Consider the following 16,428-nt stretch of genomic DNA (forward strand, 5'->3'; position numbering starts at 1 on the left):
TGTTCATAACCGATTACGCATCTGTTTTTTGGCCGCTGGTTTTTTGACTGCTGTATAACTGCCCAATGCTGTCTTTTGTTACTGTCATCTCGTTGGCACTGACCACTTGATTGCGACCACGATCTTTGGCTTCGTACAATGCTTTGTCTGCGACTCTAATCAAACGCTGACAGATATCACTAGGCAACTGAGCATAACGCAGCTCTGACACTGGTATAGATGCGCGTTTGCTCTTACGAGACTTAATCGTCGGCAGCTTCGGTAATGATGATGTCGCCACCGTTTCTTTGGATTTTATGGCAGCATATCTTTGTCTGATGCAGGCGCGCTCAACATGAGTTAAGGTATAAAGCCCTAGACTCGCCGTTATCTTAAATCTTAGATTATGGTCTATTTGAAACACATGGGTAGCAATATCGCAACGCAGCTGTTCGGCAATAGCCATCGCTAGATCATGCGCTATATCAGGTAGAACAATTAAAAACTCCTCACCTCCATAACGACTGACAATATCAGTCTCAGTGAGCTTGTCTGTCAATATATCTGCAACTTCTTTTAATACATGATCACCGACATCATGACCGTAATTGTCATTGATGTCTTTAAACAAATCTAAATCGAGTAAGATAACAGTATAGTCTTGGCTTTTAGTGAGTTTAGCGAGCGTTTGACGCATTTTAGTAAGACCGCAGCGGCGGTTTTTCAGACCTGTCAGCTCATCATGATTGGCATGCTGCACGATTTGTTTTTTGCTATTGTCCAAAATTAGTAGCAGCGTACTAAAAATATATACCATAAAAATGGCTTTGGGCAACGCCAAATACATATGCGTCACACGCCAAAAGAATACTGAGGAGCGCCGAATCTCATTGATGCTATCCCAGCTAAGCGTACCATCTTGAAAAATAGTGGCTTCTATCGCATTCTCAATACTTGTCATCTCGCTATAGGTTTGATAACTGTAAGTACCCAGCGGTAATGAGGGAATATTTAGTTGGCGCATGCTAGGTAAAGTCACACCCAAATAAGGCAAAATCGCCATCAGGACAATCAAATAAACTTGAATCAAGAACGCATACCAAATGTAACGCCGGCGTACTAGCATCATCGCAAGCATCGTACCGCCAACGAGCGATACACCTGAGACTAAACTGCTGTGACCCATTACCAAAACGACAACGGCAATATATAACCCATATACACAAATGAGTACGATTTGCCAATTATGTAGGCGCTTAGAGTCGTCTCTAATATGAGATAAGTGACCTACCATCCAGCAAAAAAATATCCCTATGAGCGTTATAACGGCCCATATGGGATACAAGAGAGCCATGTCCACATAGCCCTCTAGTGCCTCTTGTCGTAACCAAACAAACAGACACCATAACCAATGCATGGTGATTTCCATCACGATGAATATGGCTAACAATGATGCTCTATCCGCAGCTTGCCACTCAAAAATCATCTGAGAGAGTTTTTTGTAGCCTGCCCGGTATATCGGTGTAACCATATACGCGTTACCACGTGCATATTTGTTCATTCTGTCATCAAGACCAATACAAACGTTGTGGTTTGTAAATAAGTGCTAACAGACTGATAGATGAGTTTAAAGTAACAAAGGTCTTGTGCCTTGATTACTACATTAGTACTGAACTTAGGATATGGCAGATGACGATACTTATTGGTTTAAATCTTAAACGTTTGATATGCATTACAATTTTAAATAAGCCGTCGATTGACGCAGCACTATACTCGTTTTTGTGAACGTAATTCTTACCTATATAATTCTAGTATGTTTATTATTGATTTTGGCAACTTTCAAATCATTTGGCAATATTATTGTTGTCAATGGTCTCTATATACGACATATGGTTAATAACTGTCCAATAATCAATGATTGCTATGTTGAAAAAGTTGCCAAACGCCGCGCTGTTCAGTTGACAAGGTTGGCACATCTCCAATACGGCGCCATGGCATATTGCTACCATGAAAGTCGCTGCCAATTGAAGCCATAAGTCCATGTTCAGCGATACTACGATCAACCATTCTTCGGGTACTGATCGGCTCACTGGTCGCTGGCAACTCACAAGCATCGCCGCCAAGCTCAGCGAACTCAGCGATAAGCTTACGTACGCGCGTGGCTGACAGCTGATAGCGCGTTGGATGTGCAAGAACTGCTTTACCGCCGCATGCATGAATCAGCTCAATACCTCTCGCCATACTAAGTGCGTCAATCGCGACGTAAGCGGCTTTATTGTCGGCCAGATATTTATCAAAGGCTTTTTGTACGGTCTTGACATCACCACGCTCAAACAACACCTGACCAATATGCGCCCGTCCAACCGCTTGCGAGTTACCACCTGCTTTATCGAGTATCGCTTGCCATAGCTCCTCATAGTCGGTATCTAATAGCTCACTCAGCTTTTCGGTAATTCGTTGACCACGAGTGGCACGGCTGTCTTGTAGCTGCTGTAGCGTTGCATGCATTTTATCTAAATCGGTAAAATCAAGCCCGACGATGTGAATGATCTTGTTGGTCGATTTATTTTTACCATAACCGCCAGTTAGCGTATGTTCGCAGCTGATTTCAACACCATTAATAAGTGTCATTCCGCACGCTGTGGCTGTCGCTCTAGCTTCATCAATACCTAGTAGCGTATCGTGATCCGTCAATGCCAGTACATCGACACCAGCTGCGTGCGCACGCTGTACGACATCTGCTGGAGCGTAAGTACCGTCTGAACAGGTACTGTGACAATGTAAGTCGATTTTCATAACGTTAACCTTAGATGTTGATCAAATATATGGGTTTATAGAGGGCCAATAATGGCTTAATAGAAAACAATAACAAGATTGTCTAGCACTTATACTTATTATCAATATGTTTGTGATGTTGATTACTTTTTTTTGCCTCAGTAGACGTGTAAACTACTCACTACGTTTTTGTTGGACATTCCACTTGTTATGAAAGCATTACTAGACTTCATTCCTTTGATTGCTTTTTTTGTTACTGCTCGTCAAAGTGGTATTTTGGCAGCAGCAGGCGCTTTGCTTATTGCAACTATCGTTGTTTATGCTATTCACTTTGTGCGCCAAAAAGGCAAATTTGATAAACAGCAATGGGTTGTATTAATACTGACCATTTTATTTTGTGGGGGTACGCTACTTTTGCGTGATGATATTTATCTGCGTTGGAAATCGCCGATTATCAACGGTATCTTTGCGTTAACGCTGATTATCAGTGCTGCGATTAATAAACCCTTGATGCAACTTGCCATGAAAGAGGTCTTTTCGCTTACCATGAGTGGCTGGAAAAAGCTTACTATCGCTTGGGCACTGTTCTTCGCCTTTATGGGCTTTTTACATTATATCACGGCATTCACGATGTCTGATGAGGCATGGATTAACTTTAAGACCTATGGCTGGATTCCGATTATGCTGGTGTTTGTTGTCGCTCAATTTGCGGTATTAAAAAAGCATTTAAATCCAGCTTTAACTGATAAGTCTGCAAAATAAAAAAGTATTGCGATAATAACCAACCCTTATTGTCAAATTGACATTATCATTATAAATCATCATTTTTTATTTTTACTATTCATAAAGGAAGGGTCATGTCCTTATTTGCCATCATCGGTCACGACGTCGCCAATAGTACAGCACAGCGTCAAATCACCCGCGCTGAACATGTTGAGCGCTTACAGCGGTTAATTCAAGAAAACCGTCTTATTATCGCAGGCCCTACGCCTATCGAGCACGGTTTAGAGGCGATGTCAGGTAGCCTAATTATCGCTGACTTTGACTCTTTAGAAGCAGCGCAAGCATGGGCAAACGATGAGCCGTATTTACGGGATGGTGTGTACAGTCACGTAGATATCAGACCCTTTATCCATACCTTACCAAAAGCAGATGATAACGCCTCGAATGCAGTAGTAAAGTCGTGAATCAGCGAATATCCTTATCAAAAACTCGCTGCTATCAACATGGCCTAGCTAGTACGTTTTTGCTCATTGCCATGTCAGCGCATGCGGCGCCATCAGTGAGCAATACTGATTCCGTAGCAACGTCCTCTGCCACCAATCAAAACACTTCTGTCCAGTCAACATCAGACCAAACATTGTCAGCTAGCAATACTTTAGCCGCACAAATTCAGCCTTCAGATAAAGCCCTATCTGAGGCCAATCAAGCGCTACTTAGTCGCAATGCGCAACTGCAAAGACAAGTAAATGATTTGCAGACACAAGTAAACGTTTTGGTTTATGAGAGTAAAGGTCAATTGTTTTTATACGGTGCATTTACTGTTTTGATGAGCTTGCTTGTCGGTATTTTTATCTCATGGCTGGTATTTGTCCGCCGTGAGCGCTGGTAGCTCTTTGTTATTGCTTTCTCTAATGTGATCGCCTATGTCTAACGCCTCCTCAAAAAATAGTAGCGCTGCCGCGATGCCTATGCAGCACCCTACCACACCGAATATCCACGCATCAGCTATCACTCCTGCCAAGATCAACTGGCAGATGGACGATACGGGTAATAAAGTGCCGGTATCAGGTGAGTTTGATGATGTGTATTTTTCGCATGCCGATGGCCTTGCAGAGTCGCGTTATGTGTTTTTGGCACACAATCAGTTGGCTGAGCGACTGACTAATCTTGCGCCAAGGCAATGCTTTAGCATCGCAGAATTGGGCTTGGGTACTGGACTAAATTTGTTGGCAACGTGGCAGCTATGGCGAGAGCTGCGTCATGCCCATCCACACTTGGCAACAGCGAAGCTACACTTTATTACCACAGAAAAACATCCGATACCGCTCACAGATCTTACCCAAATCTTAGCTTTATGGGCACAGCGTGCGCCTGAGCTGTCTGTGCTGACTGCGCAGTTTTTAGCGGCTTATCCGCCTCTTATCGCAGGATGTCATCGTCTAAACTTCCTCGATGATAATTTGACTGTCGATATGTGGTTTGGTGACGCAGCTGATAGCCTAGCCAAATTGGCCTTAGATACTTCTATCAAGCCAGCACCCTACATTGACGCATGGTATCTGGATGGCTTTGCCCCTTCTTGTAATAGTACATTGTGGGCTGAAAACATCTTCGCACAAATACAGCGTCTCTCCTACCTTGGCACGACTGCAGCTACTTATAGCTGCGCAGGTATTGTCAAACGCGCACTAAAAGACTGCGGCTTTAAGATCAAAAAAGTCAAAGGCTTTGGCCGTAAACGTGAGATGCTTACCACCATCATGGCTGAGTCTACCGATTTATCAGATAACTGTAGTGATCCTCATGACTATCCTGATAATCAAGCTACTAATAGCGCCCATAGTATTGTCATTGGCGCTGGTGTCTCAGGCTTAATGATAGCGTGGTCACTTGCCAATCGCGGTATTAGTGTCACTTTGCTAGATAAATCAGCGCCGCTAGCAGGTGCATCAGGCAATCCTCGCGCCTTACTCGCGCCTAAGATGACACCGATCCATCATGTCGATGAGCATTTGCATAGCATCGGTTATCTCTATAGCAGCCGTCTGTATCGACAGCTTAATAAAAAGGCTGCAAAGCAAAATACAGCGCCGGTACTCGAGTTAACTGGCGCACTAGATTTGCTGATAAAAGCCAATATCGGCACAGAACAAATTGCAGACTATCCGGATGAGATGGCAACCACGCTATCGCTTGCGCAAGCACAAGAGACTACTGGATTAAAAACGCAAGATTTATCAGAGAATTTGTACTTACCGCAATCTGGTTTGGTCAATCCTCAATCATTAAAAAATACAATACTGACCCATCCACTCATCCGCTTTCAGCAATTAGACGTTAGCAGTATTAACGAGATGGAAAGCTGTGTTCGTGTTGAAGGCAGTAATCAGGACAAAGGCGCGATGACCATTAGTGCCGATAATGTGGTGATTTGCGCCGCTTATGAGAGCCACAAAATAGATCAGCGTATTTTTGATTGTCGTAAAATTCGTGGTCAGCTTTCGTGGTTCACACCAACCACCAAACAGCTCACAAACCTACCTAAAATACCGCTTAAATATAGCGGCTACTGTGCCGCCTTTACCGCGCAAGCTGATGATAAAGAGTTGAATGATGTGGTAGAAGGTGCAGCGCATCTATTATTAGGCGCTAGCTTTATACGCAATGATACAGACACTGATATTCGTAATGAAGAGCACCATATTAGTCGTGAAAAGCTCGTCTCTGCCATTCCTGAGATGGAATCAGTTATTCCAGCCGATAGCAGTCTATGGCAGGGGCGCGCCGGCGTTCGAACTCAAACCCCTGATTATCATCCTATCGTAGGACGATTAGCACAAAGCCGGCGTACTTGGGTCATGAGTGCGATGGGCGCTAAAGGCTATGCGTTAGCGCCTATATGCGCTGAAACGCTTGCAGATATGATGCTAGGATCGTTTGCACCATTGTCAGCAGCGATGCGCGCGCGCCTGTCGCCCAATCGTACGCGCTTACAGACGCCGCTTAGTTAACATTCAAACCTGGTTTCAGCTTTGTTGTGACTGAGCTTTGCACACTTACGGCTATTTTGTAGTATGAAGCTATAAAGTTGTTTCTAATAACGGGAGGTATGTAATGCCCTACCACCAAACCACGCTGACCCTACCTGCCTATGCGCGCGGCATTCATATCATAACGCCAATGATTGAAGATGCGCTTCGTAAGCTAATGCCCAATTCACCTAAAGCAGGTCTAGTGCACCTATTTTTACAGCATACCTCAGCCAGTCTCACGATTAACGAAAATGCTGATCCAGATGTCAGATTAGATACTGAAGACTGGCTGAATAAAATTGCGCCTGCTAATCAGCCCGAGTACCGTCATACATTAGAGGGTGCAGATGATTTGCCAGCCCATTTTAAAAGTATAATGCTTGGGGTCAGTTTAACCGTTCCACTTATCAATGGCGTATTGGGACTTGGCACGTGGCAAGGCATATATTTATGCGAGCATCGAGACAACCTTGATAAGTATGGCGGACAGCGACAGCTCGTTATTACCGTAAGCACTTAGTCATATATTGCCCTTCAACAGCAGATGACAGCTCACTATGCCCAAATAAACCCTTTTAATGGAATAATAACCTTACTATGAAAGCTCTTGCTATAGCGTCACTAAAATCCAAGTCCTACTTGCGTGTTTTTCCTGCCTTTCTTTTTAGTGGGCTGATACTGACTGCTTGCCAAAAGACACCAGAACCTGAGGCAGCTAATGAGCCACAAGCTGAAACGACCACCGTTCAAAGTACGCCTGTTAATGATGACAGTGATAGTAATGACAATAATGCACCTATAGACAGCTCTCAAAACTCGATTGATCCCACCAAAAAGTCAAAGAACGATGTCAGCGTAAACGAGCTTGAAAACAATATCGAAACCGTAGAAGTAGAACCAAATACAGCAGACCTGACTCCTAATCCAGAACAAGCGATTAAAGGCGCACAAATCACTGATGTCATTTATAAAAACGCGGCAGGTGAAACGTTATCCGTCGTCTTTGAGACCTCAGCAGCAGGCGTGCTCAATGCCCTTGTCACTTTGCCTAACAAACCGACTATGACGCTCAGCGCACCCGAAGGCCAAGGTAACAACCCAACTTATCGTTCTACAGATGGTCATATGCAGCTGGTCACTCACGCAGGTGGTGGTAGCATCGACTTGATTGAAGGCAATAATGTCACAAGCTTCGATGCTATCAGCGCTGATGCTGAAGTCGTCACTGAGTAAATTGTGAAAAGACATATAGTTTAAGCTTCTTAAAAACACTATTTTAAGCAATAAAAAAGGCGGCACACGATAGTAACGTGTGCCGCCTTTTTATTGCTTTCTTTTAGCCAAAACCCGTTGTTTTACCAAACATAGCGACCAGCCAGCTCATCACCGTCCACAATCCCCAAACAACAAATATTAAAACGACTAGCCCTAATATGTCAGGTATGTGCAGATAAAGCCAAGCAATGATTGGATTACGCCAAAAGCGGCTTTGCTGCTGCTTGTCTTCTAATGATTGGTGTAAAAATGGCCGATCCATATGCATGGTTTCAGTGATGCCATACTCATGGTGTAGATGCTCATGCACGATGCCTAAGGTTTTACGACTAGGACGTATAAAAATATCTAGCAGTGTGCCGATACCAGGTACGATACCAACCACCATATCAATGAGGGCCAGTCTAACGGCTGGCGTCATCTTATGCGCTGGGACACCCAACTGACGACCTAGTATAAAGGCATAGCTGGTCAACGCCAGCCCTGCCAAATCCCCTGCCAAGGGAATGGTCGAAAGCGCGGCATCAGCGCCCATGCCTTGTTTGGTAAAGGGTACACGCACGAGCGAATCCATGGTATTGGCAAATTTAGCGAGTTTACGTTCGGTGGCAATGACCTGCGCGCGCGTCAATCCGTGCTCAGCAAGCTTAGCATGATAATCAACGTTTGAAGCATTGGGATTGGCCCGCTTTCTCGCTTTTGACTTTGAGAGCTTCTTGAATTTATCCATTAAAAGTCGTCCATAAACAAGCAATTGCGATAAGCGCAAAGACGTAGCGCCCGACCCATATATTGGCCAAAAATGCCTGAAAGCAAGACATTGCATGACGCGTGGCACAGGCACTGTTTTGCTTAGCAAACATCATCGCGACCAACGCTAGCCCAAATACTGGCGTGATGCCCAGCGACGTCGGTGCAAAATAATGCCACATCACCACACCCATGACGAGCAAAAACAACATTTGCAGTAATGAAATAATAACGACATCAAAGCGGCCAAAGAGTATTGCCGTAGATTTGACTCCAATCTTTAAATCATCCTCACGATCCGCCATGGCATACTGGGTGTCATAAGCCACCGTCCAGCACATATAAGCGATAAACAACAACCAGCACCAAATGTCAGGCGCACCTTGCACCGCTACATACGCCATTGGTATCGCCCAGCCAAACGCTGCAGCCAAAAACACTTGCGGTAAGTGCGTAAAGCGTTTCATAAACGGATAAATAAAGGCCAGTATGACTGCTCCTAAAGACCAATAAAATACTTCGATGGGCAAAAAAAACAATAGACTGGCACTTAATAATACCAACACTAAAAATGCAGCAATGGCCTCTTTAGCAGATAAACGTCCATCTGCTAAAGGGCGACCTTTAGTACGACTGACATGACCATCAACCTTCCGATCGGCAAAATCATTAATCGCACAGCCTGCCGCTCGCATAAAAATCGCGCCCAGTGCAAATAATACAAATACCTTTAGGCTGGGCAGACCTGCCGTTGCTCCTTGCTGCTGCGCATGGCCCATAGCAGCCAGCATCACGCCCCAAAGTGTGGGCCAAAGTAGCAGCTCTATACCGACTGGCTTATCAAAGCGTGTCAGCTGCAAATAGGCGTGTAGTTTGTCTGAAAATGTCATGGTATTTTAATTATCATCAATAAAAAGTTATGTATGCGGCTTATATGTTCGGTTAAGACTACTGGACTTGCTGCCATAATTTATTGGCTTCAATCAATGATAGCTCAGGGTATTTTTTACGCAGCGCCTTGATGGCTGCCACTTTATTATTTTGCATTGCTTGAGCTTGCTTATGCAGATAAGTCAAATACTCTTGTGAGCCTCTTAGTTCTTTAAGAGACGCTTCAAGCCGGAGAATCCGAGTACGCAGGATAATATTTATCAATAATAACCCTGCCCCCATCACCCATATGATTAACGTCGACATTCCTTGCTCCTAAATCCATGAGTCCTAGATATATTCCAGCAGCACGGTAACGTTCTAAAACTGGATTGCCTATATATCAAACAAAATAACCATCAAAACGTACCGCTTCATTATGCCAACTCTCACTAGGTTGTTGATTGGCAAGTGGCGGGGCAAGCTGTGGCCGTTTTACCACCACGCGGCCTTGTTTGTCGCTATTTCTGACGATAGCTTGCGCACTTTGTAGTAGTTGGCACTCTTCGTCCATTGTCGGCGGGCTTGCCAATTGGTGCAAGGCCTGCATATGCTTACCGACTTTGGCGCCTTTGCCCGTCTTACTATCTTGATAGCTGTCTTCTGGAAACATCGGATCCAAATATACAACGTCGATTGACTGTTGACTGGCGGCTGTCATCTCTGTATTTGACTGCGTAAAATAACTTAGCGCATCGGTGTTGATGATATGTAGACGGCTCATCAGCTTTTGCCAATTCGGTAGTGCATTCATACGCTGCTGCTCTACTAGTAGTAGCAACGCCATTAAAGGTTGCTGTTCAAGCATAGTGACTTGAGCACCGGTGCTGGCTAATATCAAGCTGTCATGACCAAAGCCTGCTGTCGCATCGATAACGCGGCTGTCCGATGTAACTTTAGCCGCTTGCAGCAACAGCTCAGATTTACGTCCAGCGCTTACCACACGGCGCTGCAATTTATCCCATTCTGGGGTAACGCTCAATCCATCACTCAACCACGACAGCTTGTCTTTTTCATCCAATAATAAAATGGGTACAGTGGACATTTGACTTAACTGCTTGCGACGTTTTTGATTGAGCTTTTCGGTAAACAATTTAGGTATTAGGCTGATGGGGAGTTGATGCTGTTCTATCAAGACGTGCAGGCGCTCAATTTGGGCTTGCTGATGCTCGCTGACATAAAGCAGTTGGCAATGACTTTGCGCACTAAGATTGTTAGCTGCTGGTAGCGACGCACTCATGACTGCCCTTCTCTTAATGATTGATAAAACCATAAATCATAGCGCATGTTTAACCTGCCATTTGATAACCAAACAACCAAGACGCCAATAATACCACTACACCAGTAATAATACGTAACCATGCAAAAATCGTAAAGTCACGACGGCTTACCCAAGCGACAAGCCAGCGAATACAAAGTAGCGCTACAATAAAAGATACTACTGTGCCTACGCCTAATACCAGCCAATCTTCGCTACTGGTCAACACATCGCCGTGCTTAAGCAAATCTAGTAATGCGGCACCAACGATGACCGGAATTCCCAAAAAGAATGAAAATTCTGCTGAAGCTTTACGTGAGACGCCAAGCCAGAGCGCACCAATGATAGTCGCACCTGAACGTGATGTACCTGGTATCAGCGCCAGACACTGAAACAAACCAATCATCAACGCTGTCTTTAAACTGACGTCTTCGGCTTCACGAGCAATGATCGTTTTGGGGCGTTTTTCAACATAAAATATCAGCAGACCACCGATGATGAGCATGATAGCGACAGTAATAGGATTAAATAAGTAGGTTTTGATCTCATCAGCAAAAGTAAAGCCTACAAGCATCACAGGAACAGTAGCGACAATCAGGCTCAGCCCCAGCTGTCTTGGGTTACTCATACCGTCAGCTTTGCCCGTCAGCAGACCCATCAACGCTTGCCACAGCCTACCCCAATAGTCATAAATGACTGCCAAAATAGCACCAAGCTGTACCACCACCACAAACAAATCGACTTTATCTTTAGTCCAAAAATTCATTAAATCGGCAGATAGAATTAAATAACCCGTGCTAGAGATGGGTAAAAATTCAGTAATGCCTTCAACGATACCCATAATGACAGCTTGAATTAACAAGAGTATATCCACAATTATTTTCCTAAAAACAGACCTATTGGCCGTCCTATATTGTCGTTGCTTTTATAATAAGTTACACATAGCTACTATTGCCCATCTATATGCATTCTCTTAAATGAATATATTAAAAGCTATGCTTTACCTTGCTCTTTTAAGGTTTTCCATGCCTGATTGCGCAGATACTCTGGTAGCGCTTGCGCAGCCTCTGTACCGCCAGTACTCGTAAATTGAGCAATACCCAATTGACCAATCACCACTGCAATAGGCCAGACATCATCATGACATATTTGTCCATCATACAGTGTTAAGAGCTGTGCACCATTACCAACGATAGCAAGATTAAGCGCTGTCTGACTGTCATAATCCAGCAACCGCTCAGTACTATCGCTATTATCGACTGAAACTGGCTGCATTATGGCAACGGGGTATTGCTCTGTTTCTTCTATTTTATATTGGCCAAAATAGACTTGTTGCATACGTGCATCGAGGGCACTATATACGTGCGTCACGCCGTACTGCTGATACGCACACTGGGCTATGGCTTGTAAGCTAGACACGCCTACACAAGGCAAATCATGTGCCACAGATAATGCTTGTACCACTGCGGTATTAATTCGAATACCGCTAAATGCACCAGGGCCACGGTTAAAGATTAATGCTTGTAGGTCAGCGAGATTAAGATTTGTCTCAGACAACGCTGCATCAATCATCGGCAATATTTGCTGGGTCTGCTGACGTTTACCCGTCTCTGTATGACTCGATAGCACTTGCCCACTCGCATCTAGGATGGCGATCGAACATTGATCAAACACGGTATCCATTGCTAAAAACATCGTAACCTCGGCTTATACTTTTGGCACTATAGTCAGTCCGCTATAAGAGATTATAGCGTCTCGTTTGCAGTATTACCTCTACACTCGGTTGCTTTATAACAGCTTAAACTTATAACAATTTCACTTTGGACGACTATATCAAAAACACCCAAATAAAATTGGGCCTATCATAGCATTTAGAATAGGCCATTTTATGACTTTCTACGTTTTTCATACTTTATTCATCAAAAAATTTGCCTACAGTTTTCATAAAAAAACCCAAAACTGCTTTAGCTTTGGGTTTTCATCAAAAAGAAAACTTACAATAACAGAAACTTGTCACTGGTCTATTAAAAACGCTTTTTAAAATTCTTAGGCGTCTGGTTTTGCAGCTCTTGCATCTGTTTTTGCATCTCTTCGGTGCTAGGCATATTATTGGGATCAAGGCCCATTTGCTTCGCCATTTGTTGCGGGTTCACATCTTTGGGACCGCCCTGCTGACCGCCACCGCCAAATAGAGGACCACCGCCCCCAGCTCCGCCGCCACCGCCCATTAATCCTTGCATCGACTTCATCATCTTACTGATGCCTTCAGGCTTTGAGATCATTTTCATCATTTTTGCCATTTGCTTATGTTGCTTTAGCAAACGGTTGACGTCTTGAATCTCACGGCCAGAGCCTGCGGCGATACGGCGCTTACGGCTTGGATTGATCTTATCTGGGTTTTTACGTTCAAATGGCGTCATAGAATTAATCAACGCTTCCATTTCACGTACCTTTTCCTCAGGCTTAGCGTCTTCGACTGCCTTTTGCATGTCTGATCCACCCATACCAGGTATCTTATCAAGGAAACCCGACATACCGCCCATATTTTTCATTTGTTGAAACTGAGTCAGTAGATCCTCAAGGTCAAAATCACCGCCCTTTTGCATCTTTTTCGCCATTTTTTCGGCTTTGTCGCGGTCGATTTTTTGCTCGACTTCTTCAACCAAACTTAGTACGTCACCCATACCAAGGATACGCTGGGCTATACGCTCAGGATGAAAAAGCTCTAAAGCGTCTAGTTTTTCACCGCGACCTAAGAACTTAATCGGTTTACCTGTAATCGCGCGGACAGAAAGCGCAGCACCGCCGCGTGCATCACCGTCGGTCTTGGTGAGGACCACACCAGTTAATGGCAATGCGTCGTTAAAGGCTTTGGCAGTATTGGCCGCATCTTGACCTGTCATCGCATCGACCACAAATAAGGTCTCAGATGGATTAACTGCCGCTGTCAGCGCCTTAATCTCATCCATCATAGTGTCGTCAATGTGCAAACGACCAGCTGTATCGATGATTAAGATGTCTTGATACTGGATTTTGGCTTCTTCAATGGCGCGGGTAGCAATATCAATAGGGTTTTCATCAATGCTTGAATTGACAAACTTGGCATTTACTTGACCGGCAACCTGCTCAAGCTGTTTGATCGCTGCTGGACGATATACGTCCGCTGAAACCAACATGACTTTTTTCTTTTGGCGCTCTTGTAGATATTTGGCTAATTTACCCGCAGTAGTGGTTTTACCTGCACCTTGCAAACCTGCCAGCAAGTAGACTACAGGCGGTTTACCCGTCATCTCAAGCTGCTGATTAGCGCTGCCCATCATCTCGGTCAGCTCGTCATGAACAATTTTGACAAACGCTTGTCCTGGTGCTAGCTCTTTGAGTACTTCCGCTCCAAGCGCTTGCTCTTTGACGCGTTTGACAAAATCACGGGTTACTGGCAAGGCGACGTCAGCCTCTAACAGTGCCATGCGCACTTCGCGCAAGGTGTCTTTAATGTTGTCTTCAGTCAGTTGTCCTGTGCCAACGATATTGCGTAGGCTTGACGACAGACGTTCTGTTAAGGTATCAAACATAAATAACTCTCAGTTAAACAGTTAAAATATTTTTATCAAAAGGCTTTTTACCAAAATATATACAGTCAAAAAGCACTTTATTAATGAGGGACTAAATAAAATAGTTTGGAATACTACTCACTTAGTTTGTGTACAATTTATCCAAAAACCACCACTTATTGATACTAGCGTGTAATTTACGCTTTTAGCATTTGTAGGTTTGGTAACAACTGCCTTAATAGTCATAAAGAATAATGAAGATGATTCTCAATTAGCCTTCATTTTATGATAAATTGAACGATTATTCTAATAATACCACTTTAGCAATAAATTGAGCGGCGATTTTGCGCTCATTATGGGATGAGGTTTTTTACCAGTGCACCTTGTGTTTATCGTTGCCAGTATGGCTTATATATTGGTCAGTATCCATATCAGTTGGGCACTGACAAAAAATCACCTTATACATAAGGGTTTAAGCCTAGGTTTATTAACCGTTGGTATGCTTGCCCATGCCGCGCTATTGTACCCGTATGTCGTTACGTTATATGGATTAAATTTTAACCTATTTAATATAATCAGTCTCATCAGTCTATTTTTCTTATTCTTTTACGTACTCTTTTGCCTGTATCGCCCTATTCTTAGTCTCGGTATTTTAGCGGCGCCGTCGGCACTTATCGGCATGACGATAGGCTATGTTGGCCGCGCACCCTATCAACCATTAACTGATGTAAGCATCGGACTTGAAGCCCATATTTTATTGTCACTGGCCGCCTATTGTGTCCTGTTAATGGCTGCCCTACAAGCGCTATTTTTACGTCTGCAGATCCGTGAGCTGAAACACCATACCATTCATCGCTTTTGGGTGAACAAACTACCGCCTCTACAAAGCATGGAAAGCCTATTGTTCGATATGATATTGGTAGGCTTTATCATACTAAGCATTGCGCTAGGCATTGGCTTTATTTACGTACAAGATTTAATGGCACAGCACATTGTACATAAAACAGTCTTTAGCTTGCTGTCATGGATATTGTTTGGCGTACTATTGATAGGTCATTGGCGCGCAGGCTGGCGTGGCAAGCGAGCGGCTAACATTACCTTTTATGCTTTTATCTTATTAGCAGTGGGCTTCGTTGGTAGCAAGTTTGTCTTAGAGCTGGTGTTATAAAACACTCTTTTTATCAAAACTATTTAATCACCAATTATCGACAATTTTTTTTAATTAAACACCACTGTTTTATTGCCTGTCACTATAACTCGGTTTTGTACATGCCAATTTACGGCGCGAGCCAATACATTGCGTTCAATATCACGGCCAATAGCACGTAACTCTATCACACTTTGGCGATGAGTCACACGGTGCACATCTTGCTCAATTATGGGTCCTTGATCAAGCTCCGCAGTCACATAATGCGCAGTCGCTCCAATCAGCTTAACACCTTTTTCATAGGCCTGACGATATGGGTCAGCCCCCACAAATGCGGGCAAAAACGAATGATGAATATTGATAACTTGCATCGGCCAGCGTTCAATAAAGTCAGATGATAATATCTGCATATAACGCGCCAATACTAACAGATCATTACCTGCCATCAATGTATGAATCTGCTCTTCCGCCTCTACCTTATTATCTTTAGTCACTGGTACATGATGAAACGGTATACCGAAGTTTTCGACCGCTTGGCGCAAGTCAGGATGGTTACTTACTATCGAGGTAATCTGACAATCGAGCAAACCGCGCTGATGACGCCATAGCAAATCCAGCAGTGCATGATCAAACTTCGATACCAATATACCTACTTTAGTTTTGATTGCATTATCATGTAAGCGCCAGTTCATATTGTGGCGCTTAGCAACCGTATGAGCGAAGCTGGCTTCAAAATTGTCGACGATCTCGCTTAATCCTACCAAAGCAAACTCCAAACGCATAAAGTATTGGCCACCTTCATGAGCGGTAGAGTATTGGTCAAGTGAGATAATATTGCCGCCATAGCGATGAATGAACTCTGATACTGCCTGTACAATGCCTGCTTGATCGCGGCACTTAATCAATAATGTAGCGGTATCAATAGCATCGAGAGGGAATGAAGCATTAGACACAGCGTGCGATAAAGCATTTGATGAAGTCGTCGTTTCAGTATCTGACATAGAGCAC

At 43.9% G+C, this 16,428-nt stretch carries 17 protein-coding genes; 7 read left to right on the top strand and 10 right to left on the bottom strand.

All coding sequences use genetic code 11. From position 1 onward, the window contains the following. Positions 1–13: 13 nt before the first annotated feature. Together Q0890_RS03115 and Q0890_RS03120 are read right to left on the bottom strand one after the other, a co-directional pair. The gene (locus Q0890_RS03115; protein ID WP_299217498.1) at positions 14–1,510 is read right to left on the bottom strand and encodes a diguanylate cyclase; all 1,497 of its coding nucleotides are present in this window, start codon (positions 1,508–1,510) and stop codon (positions 14–16) included. A 380-nt stretch (positions 1,511–1,890) separates the two neighbouring features. Then, a complete protein-coding gene (locus Q0890_RS03120; protein WP_299217501.1) occupies positions 1,891–2,775 on the bottom strand; it encodes a PHP domain-containing protein in 885 nt (294 codons plus the stop codon). Between the two features lie 189 nt (positions 2,776–2,964). Between Q0890_RS03120 and Q0890_RS03125 the strand changes: the two genes are divergently transcribed. From Q0890_RS03125 to Q0890_RS03150, 6 genes are all read left to right on the top strand, one after another. Then, positions 2,965–3,516: a septation protein IspZ gene (locus tag Q0890_RS03125; RefSeq protein ID WP_299217503.1), complete on the top strand. Its 552-nt coding sequence runs from the start codon at positions 2,965–2,967 to the stop codon at positions 3,514–3,516. 95 nt (positions 3,517–3,611) lie between these two features. Beyond that, on the top strand, positions 3,612–3,941 hold the full coding sequence (locus tag Q0890_RS03130) for a YciI family protein (protein ID WP_299217505.1): 330 nt from the start codon (positions 3,612–3,614) through the stop codon (positions 3,939–3,941). Next, on the top strand, positions 3,938–4,366 hold the full coding sequence (locus Q0890_RS03135) for a hypothetical protein (RefSeq protein WP_299217508.1): 429 nt from the start codon (positions 3,938–3,940) through the stop codon (positions 4,364–4,366). The genes Q0890_RS03130 and Q0890_RS03135 overlap by 4 nt, the downstream gene beginning before the upstream one ends. Before the next feature lie 79 nt (positions 4,367–4,445). After that, a complete protein-coding gene (gene mnmC / locus Q0890_RS03140) occupies positions 4,446–6,488 on the top strand; it encodes an FAD-dependent 5-carboxymethylaminomethyl-2-thiouridine(34) oxidoreductase MnmC (RefSeq protein ID WP_299217997.1) in 2,043 nt (680 codons plus the stop codon). Between the two features lie 103 nt (positions 6,489–6,591). Beyond that, a complete protein-coding gene (locus Q0890_RS03145) occupies positions 6,592–7,029 on the top strand; it encodes a secondary thiamine-phosphate synthase enzyme YjbQ (RefSeq protein WP_299217510.1) in 438 nt (145 codons plus the stop codon). Positions 7,030–7,106: 77 nt separating this feature from the next. Beyond that, positions 7,107–7,742, top strand: a complete 636-nt coding sequence (locus Q0890_RS03150; protein WP_299217512.1) for a hypothetical protein — start codon at positions 7,107–7,109, stop codon at positions 7,740–7,742. A 103-nt stretch (positions 7,743–7,845) separates the two neighbouring features. Here the strand turns inward: Q0890_RS03150 and Q0890_RS03155 are convergent, their stop codons facing one another. The 7 genes from Q0890_RS03155 to ffh all read right to left on the bottom strand — a co-directional run bounded on the left by Q0890_RS03155 (position 7,846) and on the right by ffh (position 14,294). Further along, on the bottom strand, positions 7,846–8,514 hold the full coding sequence (locus Q0890_RS03155) for a DUF4112 domain-containing protein (protein WP_299217515.1): 669 nt from the start codon (positions 8,512–8,514) through the stop codon (positions 7,846–7,848). Continuing rightward, positions 8,507–9,424, bottom strand: a complete 918-nt coding sequence (gene ubiA / locus Q0890_RS03160) for a 4-hydroxybenzoate octaprenyltransferase (protein ID WP_299217517.1) — start codon at positions 9,422–9,424, stop codon at positions 8,507–8,509. The genes Q0890_RS03155 and ubiA overlap by 8 nt, the downstream gene beginning before the upstream one ends. Before the next feature lie 58 nt (positions 9,425–9,482). Further along, positions 9,483–9,731, bottom strand: coding sequence for a hypothetical protein (locus Q0890_RS03165; RefSeq protein WP_299217519.1), 249 nt, complete (start codon positions 9,729–9,731; stop codon positions 9,483–9,485). A 76-nt stretch (positions 9,732–9,807) separates the two neighbouring features. Beyond that, a complete protein-coding gene (locus Q0890_RS03170) occupies positions 9,808–10,704 on the bottom strand; it encodes a class I SAM-dependent methyltransferase (protein WP_299217522.1) in 897 nt (298 codons plus the stop codon). A gap of 49 nt (positions 10,705–10,753) precedes the next feature. Further along, positions 10,754–11,596: an undecaprenyl-diphosphate phosphatase gene (locus Q0890_RS03175; protein WP_299217524.1), complete on the bottom strand. Its 843-nt coding sequence runs from the start codon at positions 11,594–11,596 to the stop codon at positions 10,754–10,756. A gap of 119 nt (positions 11,597–11,715) precedes the next feature. Beyond that, on the bottom strand, positions 11,716–12,417 hold the full coding sequence (tsaB, locus tag Q0890_RS03180) for a tRNA (adenosine(37)-N6)-threonylcarbamoyltransferase complex dimerization subunit type 1 TsaB (protein ID WP_299217526.1): 702 nt from the start codon (positions 12,415–12,417) through the stop codon (positions 11,716–11,718). A gap of 329 nt (positions 12,418–12,746) precedes the next feature. Continuing rightward, positions 12,747–14,294 carry a signal recognition particle protein gene (gene ffh, locus Q0890_RS03185; protein ID WP_299217529.1) on the bottom strand — a complete coding sequence of 516 codons (1,548 nt, stop codon included), beginning with the start codon at positions 14,292–14,294 and terminating at the stop codon, positions 12,747–12,749. Positions 14,295–14,649: 355 nt separating this feature from the next. On the opposite strand from ffh, the gene Q0890_RS03190 reads away from it, so the two are divergent. Then, entirely contained in the window at positions 14,650–15,441 is a 792-nt protein-coding gene (locus Q0890_RS03190; RefSeq protein ID WP_299217531.1) for an inner membrane protein YpjD, read from the top strand. 50 nt (positions 15,442–15,491) lie between these two features. Here the strand turns inward: Q0890_RS03190 and purU are convergent, their stop codons facing one another. Next, on the bottom strand, positions 15,492–16,421 hold the full coding sequence (purU, locus tag Q0890_RS03195; RefSeq protein WP_299217533.1) for a formyltetrahydrofolate deformylase: 930 nt from the start codon (positions 16,419–16,421) through the stop codon (positions 15,492–15,494). Between the last annotated feature and the right edge of the window lie 7 nt (positions 16,422–16,428).

Origin of the sequence: uncultured Psychrobacter sp. (assembly GCF_947488565.1) — a bacterium.
In the GTDB taxonomy this organism is placed as follows: domain Bacteria; phylum Pseudomonadota; class Gammaproteobacteria; order Pseudomonadales; family Moraxellaceae; genus Psychrobacter; species Psychrobacter saeujeotis.

Excerpts from the sequence above, each read along its gene's own strand:
- Q0890_RS03170 (WP_299217522.1), bottom strand. The coding sequence starts at position 10,704 with ATGAGTGCGTCGCTACCAGCAGCTAACAATCTTAGTGCGCAAAGTCAT.
- ffh (WP_299217529.1), bottom strand. The coding sequence starts at position 14,294 with ATGTTTGATACCTTAACAGAACGTCTGTCGTCAAGCCTACGCAATATC.
- Q0890_RS03145 (WP_299217510.1), top strand. The coding sequence starts at position 6,592 with ATGCCCTACCACCAAACCACGCTGACCCTACCTGCCTATGCGCGCGGC.
- Q0890_RS03115 (WP_299217498.1), bottom strand. The coding sequence starts at position 1,510 with ATGGTTACACCGATATACCGGGCAGGCTACAAAAAACTCTCTCAGATG.
- purU (WP_299217533.1), bottom strand. The coding sequence starts at position 16,421 with ATGTCAGATACTGAAACGACGACTTCATCAAATGCTTTATCGCACGCT.
- Q0890_RS03150 (WP_299217512.1), top strand. The coding sequence starts at position 7,107 with ATGAAAGCTCTTGCTATAGCGTCACTAAAATCCAAGTCCTACTTGCGT.
- tsaB (WP_299217526.1), bottom strand. The coding sequence starts at position 12,417 with ATGTTTTTAGCAATGGATACCGTGTTTGATCAATGTTCGATCGCCATC.
- mnmC (WP_299217997.1), top strand. The coding sequence starts at position 4,446 with ATGCAGCACCCTACCACACCGAATATCCACGCATCAGCTATCACTCCT.
- Q0890_RS03155 (WP_299217515.1), bottom strand. The coding sequence starts at position 8,514 with ATGGATAAATTCAAGAAGCTCTCAAAGTCAAAAGCGAGAAAGCGGGCC.
- ubiA (WP_299217517.1), bottom strand. The coding sequence starts at position 9,424 with ATGACATTTTCAGACAAACTACACGCCTATTTGCAGCTGACACGCTTT.
- Q0890_RS03165 (WP_299217519.1), bottom strand. The coding sequence starts at position 9,731 with ATGTCGACGTTAATCATATGGGTGATGGGGGCAGGGTTATTATTGATA.
- Q0890_RS03130 (WP_299217505.1), top strand. The coding sequence starts at position 3,612 with ATGTCCTTATTTGCCATCATCGGTCACGACGTCGCCAATAGTACAGCA.
- Q0890_RS03120 (WP_299217501.1), bottom strand. The coding sequence starts at position 2,775 with ATGAAAATCGACTTACATTGTCACAGTACCTGTTCAGACGGTACTTAC.
- Q0890_RS03125 (WP_299217503.1), top strand. The coding sequence starts at position 2,965 with ATGAAAGCATTACTAGACTTCATTCCTTTGATTGCTTTTTTTGTTACT.